This is a genomic window from Pseudoalteromonas sp. QJM3NY_22, assembly GCF_056173065.1.
Genome location: NZ_JBWBTZ010000002.1, coordinates 1 through 16367 on the forward strand (window position 1 = coordinate 1; position 16367 = coordinate 16367).

General features: G+C 36.9%; 11 protein-coding genes and 1 pseudogene. 5 read left to right on the forward strand and 7 right to left on the reverse strand.

Annotation, left to right across the window (positions count from 1 at the left end; genetic code table 11):
• A complete protein-coding gene (locus tag AC0VZ4_RS20305; protein WP_008134405.1) occupies window positions 1–1215 on the forward strand; it encodes a hypothetical protein in 1215 nt (404 codons plus the stop codon).
• A 66-nt stretch (window positions 1216–1281) separates the two neighbouring features.
• Here AC0VZ4_RS20305 and AC0VZ4_RS20310 read toward each other — a convergent pair whose 3' ends face one another.
• Complete coding sequence (locus AC0VZ4_RS20310) at window positions 1282–2157, reverse strand: DNA replication terminus site-binding protein (RefSeq protein WP_475441958.1); 876 nt, start codon at window positions 2155–2157, stop codon at window positions 1282–1284.
• Window positions 2158–2545: 388 nt separating this feature from the next.
• Window positions 2546–3423 (reverse strand): annotated as a pseudogene (locus AC0VZ4_RS20315) (IS30 family transposase).
• 589 nt (window positions 3424–4012) lie between these two features.
• On the opposite strand from AC0VZ4_RS20315, the gene AC0VZ4_RS20320 reads away from it, so the two are divergent.
• Window positions 4013–5362: a class II 3-deoxy-7-phosphoheptulonate synthase gene (locus AC0VZ4_RS20320; protein ID WP_008134407.1), complete on the forward strand. Its 1350-nt coding sequence runs from the start codon at window positions 4013–4015 to the stop codon at window positions 5360–5362.
• Between the two features lie 63 nt (window positions 5363–5425).
• Here AC0VZ4_RS20320 and ppsR read toward each other — a convergent pair whose 3' ends face one another.
• A complete protein-coding gene (ppsR, locus tag AC0VZ4_RS20325) occupies window positions 5426–6235 on the reverse strand; it encodes a posphoenolpyruvate synthetase regulatory kinase/phosphorylase PpsR (RefSeq protein WP_007583184.1) in 810 nt (269 codons plus the stop codon).
• A gap of 157 nt (window positions 6236–6392) precedes the next feature.
• On the opposite strand from ppsR, the gene ppsA reads away from it, so the two are divergent.
• Window positions 6393–8768, forward strand: coding sequence for a phosphoenolpyruvate synthase (gene ppsA / locus AC0VZ4_RS20330; RefSeq protein ID WP_475441959.1), 2376 nt, complete (start codon window positions 6393–6395; stop codon window positions 8766–8768).
• Window positions 8769–8882: 114 nt separating this feature from the next.
• Here ppsA and AC0VZ4_RS20335 read toward each other — a convergent pair whose 3' ends face one another.
• Entirely contained in the window at window positions 8883–9092 is a 210-nt protein-coding gene (locus AC0VZ4_RS20335; RefSeq protein ID WP_475441960.1) for a PGPGW domain-containing protein, read from the reverse strand.
• A gap of 145 nt (window positions 9093–9237) precedes the next feature.
• Between AC0VZ4_RS20335 and ydiJ the strand changes: the two genes are divergently transcribed.
• Window positions 9238–12285, forward strand: a complete 3048-nt coding sequence (gene ydiJ / locus AC0VZ4_RS20340) for a D-2-hydroxyglutarate dehydrogenase YdiJ (RefSeq protein ID WP_475441961.1) — start codon at window positions 9238–9240, stop codon at window positions 12283–12285.
• Window positions 12286–12426: 141 nt separating this feature from the next.
• Here ydiJ and AC0VZ4_RS20345 read toward each other — a convergent pair whose 3' ends face one another.
• Complete coding sequence (locus tag AC0VZ4_RS20345) at window positions 12427–13626, reverse strand: cation:proton antiporter (RefSeq protein ID WP_475441962.1); 1200 nt, start codon at window positions 13624–13626, stop codon at window positions 12427–12429.
• On the reverse strand, window positions 13626–14837 hold the full coding sequence (locus AC0VZ4_RS20350) for a tyrosine-type recombinase/integrase (protein ID WP_007583195.1): 1212 nt from the start codon (window positions 14835–14837) through the stop codon (window positions 13626–13628). Before AC0VZ4_RS20350 ends, AC0VZ4_RS20345 begins: the two co-directional genes overlap by 1 nt.
• A gap of 149 nt (window positions 14838–14986) precedes the next feature.
• Here AC0VZ4_RS20350 and AC0VZ4_RS20355 point away from each other — a divergent pair, with 149 nt between their 5' ends.
• Window positions 14987–15550: a lipid-binding SYLF domain-containing protein gene (locus AC0VZ4_RS20355; protein WP_475441963.1), complete on the forward strand. Its 564-nt coding sequence runs from the start codon at window positions 14987–14989 to the stop codon at window positions 15548–15550.
• 92 nt (window positions 15551–15642) lie between these two features.
• Here the strand turns inward: AC0VZ4_RS20355 and AC0VZ4_RS20360 are convergent, their stop codons facing one another.
• Window positions 15643–15996, reverse strand: coding sequence for a hypothetical protein (locus AC0VZ4_RS20360; RefSeq protein WP_475441964.1), 354 nt, complete (start codon window positions 15994–15996; stop codon window positions 15643–15645).
• Between the last annotated feature and the right edge of the window lie 371 nt (window positions 15997–16367).

The window sequence follows — 16367 nt, forward strand, 5'->3', positions numbered from 1 at the left end:
ATGAGCCGAAAGGTCAACATCTCGGTAGATAACTTGCCTGATACACTAAGAGGCCAAATTCACGGGGTGGAAAGTGCAATTGATAACGAGAGTTTAGCACTATTTACAGATAATAAAGATGTTCGCATTTCTATTGAAAATGCTGCTCATGGATTACGTGCTTATTCAAATACGTTTAATCACTATGATTTATGGGGACGCTTTGTTCGTTCTGGCCATAAGAAATTGCCGCTTGAAGAAGCACCGAAAAAAACAATCATTACACGTAAAATATCAGAAAAAGTGGACGGTATTTTATACGATGGCGAAATAAAAATAACACCTGCTGTTGTGAGTACTCGTAAAGATGGCGAAGACGTAGAATATTTGGTTTGGCCATCAGATAGAGAAGAAAAAGTAGAGCGAGCCTTAATTCGTTTGGCTTCAAAAGGTAAAATAGTAAAAATTAATTTTAAGTCCGGTATTCAATATGCCGTGGTTTTTTCTATGAACGAGTTAGCGCAAGAACTCAAAGCGGTAGGGCAATCAATGCCGTATCCTGCAATTAAAGAATCACTTGAAGCATTACAAGGCTCTAAACTTTCGTTTAAATATTCGGCAACAGATACAAAAAACTCTGACATTGATGATTCCTTTTACGAATCAAACATGAACTTTTTATCGTCACTACATTTTAGTGGGAAAAAAGGTCAAGGCGGCAATGTTAAATGTGTAGCTTGTTTAAATGCATTTGTTCATAACATGATTGATAACCTTGAATACAAAGGGTATTACTTTAATAGCGCACAAGAATTAAAACGGGGATTGTCGCGTTGGATGATGCTTCGTTTGTACCATCTTTGGCGATATGCTGCTCCAGGTAAAACATATCATTTTAGATTGCTTTCTATTATGGAAAAGTACGGTTCTATTTATTCAACTGACAATATTACTGAGAATAAATTAAAAGCATTACGCCGTGATATGACAACAACAATGAAAGATTTGATTGAAAAAGGTGCGATATCAGAATACAGCATTACAAACGTCAAAGATGACAAAACTGGTAACATTATTGATTACACATACGAAATGCACCCGTCTGATCAGTTTTGTGACGAAATACTGACATTAAATAAGCATAACAAACGTATTGAGATTCAAGGTGGTAAACGCATTGTTGAAAATGCGGTTTTGATAGATGAAGATAAAATTGAAGAGATAGTAGAAAAATAGCAACGAATTTATTTTATTATCCAATAACTACCTAAAAGGCCACTTAATGTGGCCTTTTTAACATAATCATTTATCTACTTGTTCTAAGTAAAGTCTGTTGACTAAAAAGTCATAATCTCGTTTGCGTGGATGGCTTAATGGTTTTTCATAGTTTTGTAATATGCCAAGTTTTACATCGGGTTCCGGATTAATTAAGATAAATGGCAATGCTGCACTAACGTGATACCTATTTTGTGCCGTGTATCTTACATTTACTTGGGGACTTACGCGAGTAGGGCGGCGTATTCGTAGTTTTTCTTTTTCACCTAAACTAGCAACTCGTGCTTGTTCTTGAGCTACAAGTAATTGCCACTTTTGCTGATCGATCATTCTTGGGTTTCGATAACAGGCCGATTTATCGAGCATCTCTAGTGCCATTTTTTTAGTAAGTGTTTTTGTTGCATGTTTGTGCATCCAGGTAAACCTAACTGAAAATGGGGATTCACTCTCACTATGAATTTTACGATATGCAGCAAGCGTTATTAAATTTGGTATAGCATTGTGAACAGCTTCAAATCGCGCATCGTTGCTATCAATAGCTAAAATACATTCTTTAAATGTAGCTTTAGCTTTATTCACTTGGGCTATACGATTATTTAAAGCATGTTTATCTGCATTTTTAATAACAAGCAAGCCTGGGTGCCTTTTTAAAACACGACTGCTTAAGCCCGATTTTTTATAAATGTCAGAAAAGGAGTTAAGGATTGCTTTTTGAGCCGGAGCGCCCGATATTTTAGAAACGATTATAGATTCTGGAACTTTACTTTCATCTATACTACTAACATCAGGTAACTGATAGTACTCTGCTTTGGAAAATTCACACTCTTTCAGTTCTTCAATTAACCTTAAAGTTAACTCGTTCATTAAATCAAACTGACTTCTAATTTGTACCTTAGTTACCATTACCCACCTCAAAGAACACATCTTACCAGGTCAATATTATTACATGCACTTTGCTTTGTCTAAATAAATAATAAATTTTACTCAGTGCTAATTTCTATCTATTATTCAAATGAAGTATGATGTGTTCTTTGTTTAAAGTGAAATCCCTAAACAAAGAATTAAACTTTACATATTAGACCTTTGTATATTACATCAACCAGTTAATGCGCTTAGTTCTGAATTGGCTGATTAACTAAGAGTAGGGAAGATGAGTTAAACGAACTTATATCGTATTAGTAACACGGAAATGAGACTAAATATAAAAGTTTTTAACTTCAGCATCATTCTAAAGATATCTCTACCATTTGGGTTTTTAATCATGCTTGAATTCAAGTATTAAGTGCAATCATTATGCAGCCACCAGAACTTCTGATTGCCCCGTAAATAACTCATGAGGGGTTTTATACCCTCTTGTTTTTCTTGGCCGTTGGTATTCTCATTTATGCCCCGCTCCCATGATGAATATGGGTGAGCGAAATACACATCCGCTTCTAATTTTTGTGCAATATGCTCATGGTGAGCAAACTCTTTTCCATTATCTAAAGTCACGGTAATAACCTTACCTTTATAGGGTGTCATACACTTGATCAGCGCATCGGCTGTTATTTTCGCATGCTTGCTTTCAATTCTGTGAACGACTGTATATAACGTTTTACGTTCAACCATTGTAACAAGGGCATTTTTACGCCCTTTGCCTATCACTGTATCGCCCTCCCAATCACCAATCCTAGACTTTGAATCCACAATACTTGGGCGTTCATCAATACTGACTCGATTAACTATCTGTCCACGTTTATCGTAGCTTCCATAGCGTTTTTTATACTTTTTACATGCACGAGTGAGTGTCTTATGTAGTTCACCACCACGAGCCTTGTCTCTGTAAATATATTGATAAATCGTTTCATGATGCAAAACGACCTTTTTCTCTAAAGCTAAGCGGCCTGCCACCTGCTCTGGCGAAAGTCCGTCAACCAACAATTTATTAATCCAGTCAGTAACATCATCTGTTAACTTACTTGCTTTGAAAGATGACTTGCGTCTTTGCTCTGCAAAATTATTGGCTTGGTTAGGTCGATAGCCTTTAAGCCCTTTATTGCGTTTTAACTCTCTAGAGATAGATGACGGTGAACGAGTGAGTTCATCAGCTATCTGTTTTTGGTTATTTCCTGCTTTTATTAACGCGTAAATCTGGTATCTTTCTGCTTGTGTCAGCTGTTTATATTTCATTAAAGCAATTTCCTTTGGCGAGAGAATGGCCGAATTATAACAGCTGGCCATCTAATCTGAGAAATTGCACTTATTATCCGAATTTAGGATGATAAACACTATCGTGTTGGTAGAGAAAACGTAAATTGCGTACCACACCTTTACGTTTTGGCGCTTGTGAATCTAGTTCTGTTTGTGAATACTTTACTATGCAAATAAATGATTAACACCCGCCATATCATACATTAAGGCCTGCACATAGTAGTTGCTAACTATTAATTAAATTTCACTGTAAAGTTAAGGCTACATTACACATCATTTAAGTATGATGTGTTCTTCATTAAGTTACATATAATAACCCCTTATGCTCTATTTATTCTCAATGCGCTAAAATTGCAATTAGCACTCTATAATTGCTTGTATTTAAACACTTTAGTTTATTAAAGATAAAACTAAAGTGTATGTTATATAACCACATGGATTAAATAAGATTACTATTATACTTAACTCATAACTAAATAATTGGTAAATAGTGAATTTAGTCCTTGAACATAGGGGCCTGCATACGGTAATTTCTTCTTATCAGGTAATGTAGGAATGAGGAAAGAACATGCAATCGTGGAACCCAAATAGCTGGAGAGAGCTGCCAATACTGCAGCAACCACAGTACCCAGATCAAGAAATACTTAAATCAGTAGAAGGCCAATTAAAGACGGCTCCGCCTTTAGTTTTTGCTGAAGAAACAAGAAGCTTATTTAAACAACTTGAAGATGTGTGCGAAGGCCGTGCATTTTTACTTCAAGGTGGTGACTGTGCAGAGTCGTTTAGCGATTTTAATGCAGCTAACATTCGCGATACATTCAAAACAATTTTACAGATGGCAGTTGTATTAACATACGGCGGTAAATGCCCTGTAGTTAAAATAGCGCGTATGGCTGGTCAATACGCTAAACCTCGTTCAGCAGACTTAGAAACAATTAATGGCGTGTCTTTACCATCTTACCGTGGCGACATCATTAATAATATTGAGTTTACTGAAGAAGCACGTATACCGGATCCACAACGTTTAATGACGGCTTATCATCACAGTGCCGCTACGTTAAACTTATTACGTGCATTTGCACAAGGTGGCCTAGCCGATCTTCACCAGGTTAACCGCTGGAACATGGGCTTTGTTGCTGCAAATCCACTTAAAGAAAAATACCAACAACTTGCAGATAAAATTCAAGACGCACTAGAGTTTATGGAAGTGTGCGGAATTAACTCTACAATTGCGCCAAGCTTAAAAGAAACCGATTTATACACTTCTCACGAAGCTTTATTACTTGGTTACGAAGAGGCGCTTACTCGTCGCGACCATTTATCGGGTGATTGGTACGATTGTTCTGCTCACTTTGTTTGGATTGGTGAACGTACACGCCAACTAGACCACGCGCATATTGAGTTCTTTAAAGGCATTAAAAACCCAATTGGTGTTAAAGTTGGCCCAGGTATGGACCCAGATGATCTAATTCGTTTAATTGATGCATTAAACCCAGATAACATTCCTGGTCGTTTAACGCTAATTACACGTATGGGTGCAGACGTACTGCCAGAAAAACTCCCAGCGCTAGTAAGAAGAGTTCAACAAGAAGGCCGTAAAGTAATTTGGAGCTCAGATCCAATGCACGGCAATACTGAAAAAGCGACATCAGGTTACAAAACGCGTAACTTCGATAATATCATGCGTGAGATCAGTCAGTTCTTCGCTGTACACAAATCAGAAGGTTCATATGCAGGTGGTGTTCACCTAGAAATGACAGGTCAGCACGTAACAGAGTGTACAGGCGGTGCTTACGGTTTATCTGACGATGATCTAGCACAGCGTTATAAAACGCAGTGTGATCCACGCCTTAACGCCGACCAAGTATTAGAGTTAGGCTTTTTAGTCGCAGATTTACTAAAAGACGCACGTAAATAATATTTGTTAATACTAAAAAAACCGCTTAATTGCGGTTTTTTTATTTCAAATCTGATGAGTAATTTAGTACTTACGTCGCTCTAAATCTGTTTCTATCAGTATTTTTGCAGAAATTTCTTCAACAGAATGATGCGTAGAATTAAAGTAAGCTATTTTGTGCCGCTTATACAACATTTCCACTTCGCGCACCTCAATACGGCACTGTTTAATAGACGCATACTTAGAGTTAGCCATACGTCGATGCCTTATAGCCGCAAGCCTCTCAGGGTCAATCGTGAGTCCAAATAACTTATGTTTATAAGGGACTAAACATTTAGGCAAACCTTCATTATCTAAATCTTCTTCTGTAATAGGGTAGTTAGCCGCTTTAATGCCGTACTGCAGTGCTAAGTATAAGCTTGTCGGTGTTTTACCACTTCTGCTAACGCCAATTAAAATGATGTCTGCCTCGGAAAAGTTTTTAATATTTCCGCCATCATCATTCATAAGAGCATAGTTAACCGCATCAATTCTAAAATCATAACTTTTTTCGTGGATAGAATGCGTACGATGCATTTTTGGAACAGGGGCTACATTGAGTTCTTTTTCTATTTTTTCGCTATACGTAGTTAAAAAATCATACGTAACTGCATCAGCCGATTTTATAATTTCACTTAAATTGTGATTCACAAAAGTAAAAAACACGAAAGGCTTTTCACCTGTTTTTGCAGCAGTTGCATTAATTAAAGCTTTAATTTCGTGCGCTTTTTCTTCAGTTTCTACAAATGGAATTGTTTTATGATTAAAATCGATAGGAAACAACGACAAAGTCGCATGCCCAAACACCTCTGAAGTAATTGCTGTTCCATCTGATATATAAAAAGCAGTTCTCATAATTAACCTTTTTATTGCGTTTAAATCCCTAAAATGGGTTTCCCACGGTTTACGTGAGGACTGTTGCCAGTGTAGAATGATGACGACCTTTATAAAAGGTTTTCTTTCTTAACTCTCACAGTTAGACCTACAATTTGTTTTTTTTGGAGAAAGATCCGTGCAAGAATACGTTCTCTGGTATCAAGAGCTTGGTATGCAAGATGTTCCTCGAGTTGGCGGTAAAAACGCGTCTCTTGGCGAAATGATTTCAAACCTCGCAAACGCTGGTGTACAAGTACCGGGTGGTTTTGCAACTACCGCAGATGCTTTTAATGAGTTTCTAGATCAATCAGGACTCACCGCCAAAATTCATGACATCCTAGATACACTTGATGTTGATGATGTAAATACTCTCGCTAAAGTCGGTGCCGATATCCGCCAATGGATAATCGACACACCATTCCAACCAAACCTAGATCAAGCCATTCGCGACGCATATAGCCAACTCCATGGTGATACTGCAGCAGATGTTTCATTTGCAGTACGTTCATCAGCTACCGCTGAAGATATGCCTGATGCATCATTCGCAGGCCAACAAGAAACTTTCCTTAACGTTGTCGGTATCGATTCAGTCATGGTCGCTATTAAACACGTATTTGCTTCATTATTTAATGACCGCGCAATCTCATACCGTGTTCACCAAGGTTACGATCACCGTGGTGTTGCGTTATCAGCAGGTATACAGCGCATGGTACGTTCAGATAAATCAGCATCTGGCGTAATGTTTAGTATCGATACTGAATCTGGTTTCGAAGACGTTGTATTTATTACATCAAGCTACGGCTTAGGTGAAATGGTTGTACAGGGCGCGGTTAACCCTGATGAATTTTATGTTCATAAACCAACACTCCTTAAAAATAAACCTTCAGTAGTACGTCGTAATATTGGCTCTAAAGCCATACAAATGATTTACTCAGAAGATAAAGCACATGGTAAGCAAGTAGACATCGTTGATGTTGACCCTGAGCTTTCTAATAAATTTTCGATTACAGATGAAGAAGTGCAAGAACTTGCCAAGCAAGCTGTAATCATTGAAAAACATTACGGTCGTCCTATGGACATCGAATGGGCAAAAGACGGAAACGACGGCAAACTATATATAGTCCAAGCACGCCCAGAAACTGTACGCTCAAACGAAGACTCTAACGTAATGGAACGCTTTCAATTAAATGGCACAAGCAACGTTGTTGTTGAAGGTCGTGCAATTGGTCATAAAATTGGCAGCGGTGTTGTTCGTGTTCTTGATTCAATCAAAGAAATGGATCAAGTACAAGTAGGCGACATTTTAGTAACCGATATGACCGACCCTGATTGGGAACCAATCATGAAACGTGCTGCAGCTATTGTTACAAATCGTGGTGGTCGTACGTGCCACGCGGCAATCATTGCACGCGAACTTGGTATTCCGGCAGTTGTTGGTTGTGGTAACGCAACAGATTTAATTAAAGCGGGTCAAGAAGTCACTGTATCATGTGCCGAAGGCGATACCGGCTTTATTTACGAAGGTATTTTAGATTTTGAAATATTAACGTCGCGCGTTGATAAAATGCCAGAACTGCCAATGAAGGTTATGATGAACGTGGGTAACCCCGATCGTGCTTTTGACTTTGCACGCTTACCGCATGCGGGTGTTGGCCTTGCGCGAGTTGAATTTATTATCAACCGTATGATTGGCGTTCATCCTAAAGCATTATTAAATTTTGATGCTCAAACAGATGCATTAAAAGCAGAAATTACTGACATGATTGCCGGTTACGAATCACCAGTAGAATTTTACATAACAAAACTGGTTGAAGGTATTTCAACGCTCGGTTGTGCTTTTGCACCGGAGCGTGTAATTGTGCGTATGTCTGATTTTAAATCAAACGAATACGCAAACCTAGTTGGTGGCCAGCAATACGAGCCAGAAGAAGAAAACCCAATGATTGGTTTTCGTGGAGCCGCACGTTATATCTCTGAAGACTTCCGCGATTGTTTTGCACTAGAATGTGAAGCTATAAAACGCGTAAGAAACGACATGGATATGCAAAACATAGAAATCATGATCCCATTCGTACGTACCCTTGAAGAAGGTAAACGCGTAATTGAATTACTAGAAGAGCATGGCCTTAAACGTGGTGAAAATGGTCTTAAAGTAATCATGATGTGTGAGCTGCCTTCAAATGCATTACTTGCTGATGAATTTTTAGAAATGTTTGATGGTTTTTCTATCGGCTCTAACGATTTAACACAGTTAACGCTTGGTCTTGATCGTGATTCAGGTTTAATCGCACATTTATTTGATGAGCGTAACCCAGCAATTAAAAAACTACTTTCTATGGCAATTAAAACAGCTAAAGAAAAAGGCAAGTACGTAGGTATTTGTGGTCAAGGTCCTTCAGATCACGAAGACTTTGCAGCATGGTTAGTAGAGCAGGGCATTGACTCTGTTTCACTAAATCCAGATACAGTAATAGAAACATGGTTATACCTAGCTAAAAAATTAGCAAAGTAATAAATATGTAAGCTATAAATAGGTAAGCTATAAATAGGTAAGCTATAAATAGGTAAGCTATAAAAATGCCAGCAATAAATTGCTGGCATTTTTTTATACTCAATTAAAAGTAAATTAACGGGCTAATTTTTTATCTAAATAAGCACATGATTTAGTTAACGCCTTTTGACAAAGTGATAAGTAATGTCGCGCTTTAGGGTAGTAAAACGAAAAACACAATAAACCCGCTATAAAAAATATAAGTGAAGGGCCAGGTACAATCGCAAAAAATAGCCCTAGCAAAATAAATAACACGCCACTGATCTGTAATAGTAATTTTTTCATATAACACACCTCATTACTCGTTAACTTGAGTATAATTTAAGCTGTATTAAAATCGACTAAAAGAGTGTTACAAACTGTAAAATCTTCAATTTCTATTCGCCATCACCATGATATAATTAGTCAAATGCCCTAAAATATCGCCGTCATGATAGCAACAATTACACAGCAAGATGCCGCGACAGAACTTGTCGCTAACTACCTAAATACCATTGCAAACCAAGGTTTTACCGGAGATACCGACGCAAGTTATGCAACGCGTATTACCGCTTCAACCGATAACAGTGTGTATCAGCAAATACCGCAAGGTGTTATTTTTCCAAAAAGTGAAAAAGATATTCAGCTCGCATTGCAAACAGCATCTCGCGACCCGTTTTTATCATTAACTTTTGGTCCTCGTGGCGGTGGAACAGGCACTAACGGACAATCGTTAACACCTGGTATTGTTGTAGATTTGTCTCGCTATATGCGCGAAATCCTCGAAATAAATGTAGAAGAAAGCTGGGTACGCGTTCAAACCGGCGTAATAAAAGATCAACTTAATGACTTCTTAAAACCTTATGGTTTTTTCTTCTCACCCGATTTATCTACTAGTAACAGGGCAACTATTGGTGGAATGATAAGTACTGACGCCTCTGGGCAAGGTTCGTTAGTTTACGGAAAAACAAGCGATCATGTTTTAGGGCTTACAACTTATTTAGTCGATGGCACACCTATGTGTACCTCCCCAATAGACATCGACAAAGCAAAAATTATAGCCGAGCAAGACTCTCTAATTGGTCGTTTATATAAAACAGTTTTAGATATTTCAGTTAATGAACGCGCAGCTATTTTAGCTAAGTTTCCACGGTTAAATAGGTTTTTAACCGGCTACGACCTAGAGCATGTACTAAGTGATGACTTACTTACTTTTGACATGAGCCGACTAATAACAGGTTCAGAAGGCTCATTAGGTATAGTAACTGAAGCTAAATTAAACCTAACACCGATTGCTGAATTTAAAACCCTTATAAATATCAAGTACGATAGTTTTGACTCAGCACTTCGTCATTCACCGTTTTTAGTTGATGCACGCGCAACATCGGTAGAAACCGTAGATAGCAAAGTTTTAAACTTAGCGCGTGAAGACATCATTTGGAATTTAGTATCGGACTTAATAACCGACGTACCAAATAAAGATATGCAAGGCCTTAACATGGTCGAGTTTAATGCAGTATCAAACGATGATATAAAAGACAAAGTAGACACGCTTTGTAAGCTTCTAGATGAATGCGTAATAAATCAAACTAATGGCGTTATTGGTTATCAGTTAACCAGTGATAAAAGCGATATACTAAAAATTTACGCAATGCGTAAAAAGTCAGTGGGTTTATTAGGTAATGTAAAAGGCAGCCAAAAACCGCTCGCCTTTGCAGAAGACACCGCTGTACCGCCTGAAAATTTAGCAGATTATATTGTCGAATTTAGAGCGTTACTCGACAGTCATAATTTACAGTATGGTATGTTTGGCCATGTTGATGCGGGGGTTTTACATGTACGCCCAGCACTTGATATGTGCGACCCAGAACAAGAAAAACTACTTAGAACTATTTCAGATCAGGTCGTAAAACTAACCGCTAAGTACGGCGGTTTAATGTGGGGCGAGCACGGTAAAGGTTACCGAAGTGAATATAGTCCTGAATTTTTTGGTGAGCATTTATATACACAACTTCGTAAAATAAAAACAGCTTTCGATCCTAACAACCGTATTAACCCCGGCAAAATATGCACTCCTATCGATAGTGAAGACTCACTAGTTAGTGTAGATGGACAAAAGAGATCGCACTTCGATAAGCAAATATCAATAGAAGTTAAAACCAGTTTTAACAATGCAATGACCTGTAATGGTAATGGCATATGCTTTAATTACGATGAAAATTCACCTATGTGTCCATCGTATAAAGTAACTGGCGATCGCCGTAATTCACCAAAAGGACGCGCAAGTTTAATGCGCGAGTGGCTTCGATTACAAGAGTCAAAAAATGTAGATTTGCTCGAAGTAGAAAAGCAACTTAACAAAGGTGAAGTCATTACCTGGTGGGAACGTTTCGTTCATAGCCGCGAAAAACGAAAAGGTATTTACGACTTTTCTCACGAAGTAAAAGCGTCAATGGATGAATGTTTAGCGTGTAAGGCATGTACAACTGCCTGTCCAATTAAAGTAGATGTACCCACTTTTCGTTCGCGCTTTTTAAATTATTATCATAGTTATTATGCACGCCCGCTAAAAGATTACCTTGTTGGTAACATAGAAAACAGCGCGCCATTAATGGCAAAGTTCGCTAAAGTCATAAATCCAATTGTTAAAACATCATTAGTAAGCAATGTTATTAAAAAAACAGTTGGCTATGTTGATACACCACAGTTAAGTATTCCTGCACTTTCAAAGCGTGTTACTAAAACACAAAAATTTGATTTTGATTTATTAAATAAATTAAATGCAGAGCAACAAAGTAACTATGTATTAATAGTACAAGACCCATTTACGAGCTTTTACGAAGCGGAATTAGTAGAAAGTTTTATTACTTTAATAACCCAACTTGGCAAAAAACCAATGCTATTACCTTTTAAACCAAATGGTAAACCGCAACACGTAAAAGGTTTTTTGCATGAATTTAAAGTTACAGCTAAAAATGCAGCCGAGTTTTTAAATAAATTAAATGATATCAATGCACCGTTAGTCGGTTTAGATGCCTCACTCGTTATGTGTTACCGCGATGAATATAATACAATTTTAGAAAATAACCGTGGTGAATTTAACGTGCAACTTGCCCATGAATGGTTAGAGACCCAATCGTTTAAATCACTAAGCGCACAGCAAAATACAGATACCGAATTTACATTACTGAGTCACTGTACTGAAACAACTGCATTGCCAAAAGCGGCAAATGTTTGGCAAACAATTTTCAATGATATTGGTTTAACATTAAAAACAACAAATACAGGTTGTTGTGGAATGGCGGGAACTTATGGCCACGAAGCACAAAATCAAGATAACTCACGTGCGCTTTACGAAATGAGCTGGAAACCAATTGTAGATAAAAATAAACCAGAGCAACTTTTATCTACGGGCTTTTCTTGTCGTAGCCAAGTTAAACGTTTTGAGAAGTTTAAACCAAAACACCCAATTGAATTACTCGCACAGGTACTTAGCTAATAAAAGTTAAAAAAAAGGCGTAACTTAAAAATAAGTTACGCCTTTTTTTATTAATACCCATTCGCTTAATTAAATGATCGTTTTTGAGGCTGGAAAAACGCCTTGATACCTCGGCAAAAAATTCACTAATTTTTATAAAAGCTATTTAGATTTTTTAGCGAAACTGTCTGCAATTGGCTTTGTACTTATACCGTGAATAAATACACTAAACAAAATAGTCGTCATTGCTATTGTCGCTATTTGATATTTGTTTTCTATTTGCGTATCAATCACCATCAATGTAAAAACAATTGATGCTAATCCTCTTGGTCCAAACCACGCAAATGTAAAACGCTCTTTAATATTCAATGCCGTAAACTGCAATGACAACATAACAGGAATTATTCTAATCAATGTTGTACTTAACAAAGCGTAAATTATAATTTCAGTATTTAATTTCGGAATAACTAAGTAAGCACAAACAAACCCGAACAAGCACCAAATCATTAGCGATGTGAAATCTGCGATATGCTCTGAGTCTTCAATTAATTCTGTTCTAACTTCTTCGGTCGAAAATTTATCAAATAATAAGCCTGCAATAAACACCGCAATAAAACCACTGCCATGAAAATACTGAGTTATAGAAAACACAGCCATAGCAAAACCAAGTAATAAAAACGGACTGGTATTTTGTGCAAAGTAATGACGTTTCATTGCAAAGTTTAAACTCGGTATAAAAACAGCAATACTTGTAATAGCTATTAATAAAGCCAAGCCAAGCTCTCGTCCAAACACACTTAGTGTTTGTGTTGCGGTAATAGCTGAATCAGGATTTGTAGCGAGTAATATAAATATTAAAAATATGGGTACGCATAATCCATCGTTCAAACCACTTTCAGTATTTATTCCTTCGCGTATTTTTTCAGGCACTTGTGTACTTGCTAGTAACCCTTTACTTAATGCCGCATCGGTAGGTGTTAAAATAATAGCGAGCAACGCTGCTTGAATAAGTGAAAGCTCAGCAAAGAAAAATAAAGCAACAGCAATACCAAGTAACAAAGTTAAGGGTAGGGCAACAAACAACAGTAAACTAGGATACTGGAAACTATGCCTTAATACACTCAACTTTGATTTAGCTGCATCAGAAAATAAAAAAATACTTAGCGTAAGCTCTATAAATGGTAATAAAAGATCAACGCCTTCTTTTATTTTATGCCCTTCGTTGGGTAGCATTAAAGCTAAACATATTCCGCCAACAACAAAAAACATTGGGCCTGTTACTTCTGTTTTTTCTAACTGGCGAAGTGTTAAAGAATAAATTAAAAATAATCCGCCTATAAATGCTATTACTAAATACTCCATTAAATTTTCCTTTTAAGTCCTGACTTTGCTCGCTCTTTAATATTTGTTTGAATATAAATTTGATCGGTAGTCGCAATTTTAGAATGGCCTAAATCTTCCGATAAATGTTTAAGCGGTCTGGTTTGCGCATCATGAGTTGCACCAGTATGACGAAGCCAATGCGCAGTTGCAGCGCCAAGTTGTTCAGCATCATCTTTAAAACCATCATCAAGTAATGATTGCTGTGCATAATCAAAACTTTGTTGAACTAAACGCCTAATTTGCCTTACGGTCATACCACCTTGCCCGCGAATTTTATGAACCAAAGGATCTGATTCATCAACACGGGGAAGGGCAGGTAAACCTCTGTATAGTCTATAACGTTTTAAATATTCAACAAAATCATCGCTTAAGGTTACATCTCGTAATTTATTACCTTTTCCCATTATACGTAAAAACCAAAAACCATCATTATCTTGCCAAAAATGAGACATCACCGGCGACCATTGTGGGCGCTCAGATAATTCTGAAATTCGTAAATAAAGACCTTTTAAGCAGGCAAGCGTAAATAAATTTCGCTCTAAATCAGGGTTATGTTCGCATAAATCACGCGTTACACCAAAAACGTATTCCCATTGAATATCGCTTAATGTGTCTGGAATTTGAATTTGTGATTGAACAACTAAGTACGGACTATTTTTTTTAACAACAGGGACAAAGTTAGCAAATGTTTTTTCTTCTAGTAAGGCAAACTTATAAAACACATTTAATGCTGTAAACATAGACGATAAAGTTTGCTGACTAGCAATGGATTCTTTAAGCATAAAAGGGCGCCAATTTTGGTTTAATCGACGAATTCCTTGTTCATCTTTATAACGCCATTGCACTGAAGTTGCAGCCCATGCTTTATCGGGTTCAACCATAAAATCAACGTAAGCTTCAATATCTTCACGTTTTAAATCGAATACTGATTTTTCTGCGATTAACCATGACCATAAATAAAAGCGTTCAAGCTCATTTCGAAAACGACTATAAGTGGCTTCTGACTTTCGGCCATAAACATATAAAAACTGATACAAGAATGTCAGATCAGCTTTTGATTCAGTTACAGTCAAGCCAATTTCCTGTATAAAGGATGCAAGTTCTGGGTATTCTGAATTGAGAGTACCGTCATCTAGATGGGCAATTTGATATCTTAATTGTTTTAACGTATCAACCAAAGCAACAAGCATAATGTATAAATATTCAATTAAATAATAGACTTACAGAATAACGTTAAAGTCCGATACTGTATAGTATTGGACATAGTAAAGCTCTAATTATTTTAATACCGTGATTATTCTATGGTTGTTGGTTGCTATATCTTATTAAGGAAAACATTATGAAAAAACTAATTATACTAAGCGTACTTACTTTAACAGTTGCATTAACTGGGTGTGCTACTACAGGTAGTGCATCACCAAGCGAAAAACGTTCACTTGTACAAAGTATGAAAGCAAACACATTAGATAAATTATACGCTGAAAAACCTGACGTTAAAAAACAAATTGCTAACTCTGCTGGTTATGCTGTATTCGATAACGCAAATGTAAATGTAGTGCTTGCTAGCTTTGGCGGTGGTTACGGTGTTGTTAGAAATAATCTCACAGGTAAATCGACTTACATGAATATGGGCGAAGCCGGTTTAGGACTTGGTTTAGGCGTTAAAGATTTTAACGTTGTAATGGTTTTTCATAACCAAGCTGCACTAAATAGATTTATTGAACATGGTTGGGCATTTGGCGGAAACGCTGATGCAGCAGCAAAATATGAAGATAAAGGCGGTGCACTGGTTGCCGAAGCGATTGCAGATCAAGTTACTGTATATTCTGTAACCGAAAACGGCCTTGCACTACAAGCTGTATTAAAAGGAACTAAGTTTTGGGTTGATTCAGAGCTTAATTAACCACCAAGTTACTCTCCTAAAAGCGAGCTGGTTTGTATAATCACGCTCGCTTTATTAAAACCCACTCAATTTAACATAACGTAATTTATGGGCTATTGGCGATACCGCAAAGGCGGGACTGTATTAGTCATAACTGCTGCACTCGCAATTGCCATTGCTACCGCCACACATGCTGCAGTTATTTTCTTTTTTATTTCTGACCAGCGGCTTTTTAATTCTTTATCTTTAGTCTTTTCTATAGATAAACTAATTAAAGCCTCTTTCCAATCAAGGTTCATTTCTTCAGCCATAGCAATTACTTGGTTAGCTGTTAATGAGCGTTTTCCGTTTTTAATGCTAGAAATATTGCCTGAGTTTAGCTCAGGGAAATAGACAGCAAGATCATTATATCTATCAATATTCTTGAACGTTTTGTACTTTTCTAAAAATTCTGAGCTAAATGTCATGTTAATCCCTCCGTTAGACCTATTTTAGTTTTTATTGACCTTTTTAACCAGTAATTCATTACTTCAACTCAAATCAATTAAAAAAACTCAATTTATTTTTACATAATTCCATTTCAATAAATATCTAATCTAAACAATATCATACTTAACATTCTAATATGCGTAACCATTCATTTAAAACTAATGAACTGCTAGAAACAATTCTTTCGTGCTTGACAGAATCAATTTATAAGTACTAGAATCTTTCAGCATTGACAGAATGACAGTTTTTAACAGGGAAATAAGAATATGAGCTCAACTTTAAAATTATTTAATATTGTTCCAATTTTGGTTTCGTTCGTCATATTTCAACTTTCTCTGCTTATTCAACA

Excerpts from the sequence above, each read along its gene's own strand:
- AC0VZ4_RS20305 (WP_008134405.1), top strand. The coding sequence starts at position 1 with ATGAGCCGAAAGGTCAACATCTCGGTAGATAACTTGCCTGATACACTA.
- AC0VZ4_RS20310 (WP_475441958.1), bottom strand. The coding sequence starts at position 2,157 with ATGGTAACTAAGGTACAAATTAGAAGTCAGTTTGATTTAATGAACGAG.
- AC0VZ4_RS20320 (WP_008134407.1), top strand. The coding sequence starts at position 4,013 with ATGCAATCGTGGAACCCAAATAGCTGGAGAGAGCTGCCAATACTGCAG.
- ppsR (WP_007583184.1), bottom strand. The coding sequence starts at position 6,235 with ATGAGAACTGCTTTTTATATATCAGATGGAACAGCAATTACTTCAGAG.
- AC0VZ4_RS20335 (WP_475441960.1), bottom strand. The coding sequence starts at position 9,092 with ATGAAAAAATTACTATTACAGATCAGTGGCGTGTTATTTATTTTGCTA.
- ydiJ (WP_475441961.1), top strand. The coding sequence starts at position 9,238 with ATGATAGCAACAATTACACAGCAAGATGCCGCGACAGAACTTGTCGCT.
- AC0VZ4_RS20345 (WP_475441962.1), bottom strand. The coding sequence starts at position 13,626 with ATGGAGTATTTAGTAATAGCATTTATAGGCGGATTATTTTTAATTTAT.
- AC0VZ4_RS20350 (WP_007583195.1), bottom strand. The coding sequence starts at position 14,837 with ATGCTTGTTGCTTTGGTTGATACGTTAAAACAATTAAGATATCAAATT.
- AC0VZ4_RS20355 (WP_475441963.1), top strand. The coding sequence starts at position 14,987 with ATGAAAAAACTAATTATACTAAGCGTACTTACTTTAACAGTTGCATTA.
- AC0VZ4_RS20360 (WP_475441964.1), bottom strand. The coding sequence starts at position 15,996 with ATGACATTTAGCTCAGAATTTTTAGAAAAGTACAAAACGTTCAAGAAT.